Genomic DNA, 2,290 nt, shown 5'->3' with positions numbered 1-2,290 from the left:
GGGCAGTAGAAGCCGGTCAGTGCGTACAGCGGACAGCCCGGCAGCGGATTGCCGGAGACATACGGATTGACGTGGCGCAGGACCACGGCGGCACCCGCAGCCAGGCCGGACGCGGCCAGCAGCGGAGCCCAGCGGGTGAGTCGGGAACGAGCAGGAAGTGCGGACATGCGGGGGCGGGATCCGGCGCATGGCCGGACCCCGTCGCGGGCATCAGTAGCTGCCGTTGCCGCCGCTCAGGGCGCCCAGGCCGCCAACGGCCATGATGATGATGAAGTACAGGACGCCAACCACAACGGCAGCGATGGCCGACCAGATGGCCCACTTCTTGGCCTTGTCGGCCGAATCACGGGCACCGGCGACGTCGCCGGCAGCCAGCTTGCCGTTGACCTGCGCGGCGTAGACGATCGACACGATGCCGGCCGGCAGGCAGCAGAACAGGGTGGACAGGATGGCCCAGACCAGATTGTTGGGGACCTGCGCAGTGGTGGTGTTCATGGTTCAAGCTCCTCGATGGGTGGTGGTGGTGAATCAAAGGTCGGATAGAGCGCCCAGCGCGGCCAAGCCGCCGAACAGCCCGAACCACAACAGCAACAGGACCGGCAGGGCCGCGGCCGAAGCCACCGCCCACCAGCCCGCCTTGCGCGACGCGCTATAGGCCCCCGGCAGGTCACCGGCCGCATTGCGACCATCGACCTGGGCGGCATACACGATCGACACCACGCCCAACGGCAGGCAGCAGAACAGCGTCGTCAGGATCGCCCAGACCAGATGGTTGGGGATGTAGACCGGACGGCTGAGCGGTGGCGGTTGATTCAAAGCAAGACTCCATTCCTTGGTGGTCGGCCGTGTGAACGGGCCGAACCTCCCCCCTGTGGGTGCGTAATCTACCGCAACCAACGACGCATGTATGCGTTTTCAGCCCCGTCAGGCCTCGTATCGCCCTTGGACGGTGGCGTAGGCAGCGTACCGTCATCGCCCCCGGATGGGGGCGATTGCGTCAGGCGAGGTCGCCGCGCAGGGTGCGGACCTGCGCTTCCAGGGCGGCGGCATCGGTTGAATGGCCATCCACCGCCGGGGCGGCGACCACCTCCACTGTCGCCCGGAACCGGCGCGGCACGCGCATGCGGCCCAGACGGGTATCGCGGCGGCTCCACATGCTCGACCACATGCCGCGCAGGGCCATCGGCACCACCGGTACCGGACGGCGTTCGAGGATCTTCTCCACGCCGGATTTGAACGCTGCCATCGTGCCGTCGCGGGTCAGTGCGCCTTCCGGGAAGATGCATACCAGCTCGCCCTCGGCGAGTGCGGCGTCGACTTCATCGAACGCGCGCTGCATCAGGGCCGGGTCTTCGCGCGCACCGGCGATCGGAATCGCCTTGGCGGTGCGGAAGATCCAGCGCATGACCGGGATRTTGAAGATCTTGTAGTACATGACGAAGCGCACCGGGCGCGGGATCGTCGCCGACAGGATCAGCGCGTCCATGTAGCTGACGTGGTTGCAGACCAGCAGCGCGGCGCCCTCATCGGGCACGTTCGCTTCGATGCCGTGCGGGCGCAGCCGGTACAGCGTGCGCACCATCACCCAGCTGAGGAAGCGCATCAGGAATTCGGGGACGATGGTGAAGATGTAGATCGCCACCACGGCATTGGCGATGGCCAGTGCCAGGAACAGCTGCGGGATGGTCCAGCCGAGCAGGCGCTGGGTGAGCAGGCCGAGTACGGCCGCAGCGACGATGAAGCCGGAGTTCTGGATGTTCAGCGCGGCGAATACGCGCGACATCTCCGATTTCGGCGTGCGGCTCTGGATCAAAGCAAACAGCGGCACCACGAAGAAGCCGGTGAACAGGCCGATGCCGAGCAGGTCGATGATGATGCGGATGCTGCCGGCCTGGTGCACGAACTGGGTGACCGACAGGCCTTGCGCGGTGGCCTCACCGGCGCGTGCGAAGTACAGGTCCAGCAGGAAGGCGGTCATGCCGAACGCACCCAGCGGCACCAGGCCGATCTCCACCGTGCGCGCCGACAGCTTTTCGCACAGCAGCGAACCGACACCGGTGCCGACCGAGAACAGCGCCAGGGCGAAGATGTACAGGGTGGGCTCGCCACCGAGGTTGGTGACCGCATAGGACGGCAGCTGCGCGGTCAGGATGGTGCCGACGAACCAGAACCAGGACACGCCGAGGATGGCGTTGCGTACCGCCTTCTGTTTCCTGGCCATGCGCAGCACGGCCAGCGATTCGGGGATCGGGTTCCAGTTGATCTTCAGGTCCGGGGCGCCGGCATCCAC

General features: G+C 66.7%; 3 protein-coding genes and 1 pseudogene. All 4 read right to left on the bottom strand.

Going from position 1 to position 2,290, the window contains the following annotated elements; all coding sequences use genetic code 11:
• Positions 1 to 167 (bottom strand): annotated as a pseudogene (locus AC1VAN_RS19050) (DUF2752 domain-containing protein); the annotation flags it as partial.
• A 43-nt stretch (positions 168 to 210) separates the two neighbouring features.
• Entirely contained in the window at positions 211 to 495 is a 285-nt protein-coding gene (locus AC1VAN_RS19045; protein WP_025874635.1) for a CD225/dispanin family protein, read from the bottom strand.
• Between the two features lie 33 nt (positions 496 to 528).
• The gene (locus AC1VAN_RS19040; protein WP_025874636.1) at positions 529 to 816 is read right to left on the bottom strand and encodes a CD225/dispanin family protein; all 288 of its coding nucleotides are present in this window, start codon (positions 814 to 816) and stop codon (positions 529 to 531) included.
• 181 nt (positions 817 to 997) lie between these two features.
• A partial coding sequence (locus AC1VAN_RS19035) for a 1-acyl-sn-glycerol-3-phosphate acyltransferase (protein WP_480986465.1) occupies positions 998 to 2,290 on the bottom strand: 1,293 nt, incomplete at its 5' end.

The sequence above is a fragment of the Stenotrophomonas sp. 05L44_2 genome, assembly GCF_056665995.1.
Note: the sequence above shows the minus strand (reverse complement) of the source record. Positions and strands in the feature narration are given on the sequence as shown.

What these genes read in the sequence shown, in the direction of transcription:
- AC1VAN_RS19045 (WP_025874635.1), bottom strand. Translation starts at nt 495, where the DNA reads ATGAACACCACCACTGCGCAGGTCCCCAACAATCTGGTCTGGGCCATC.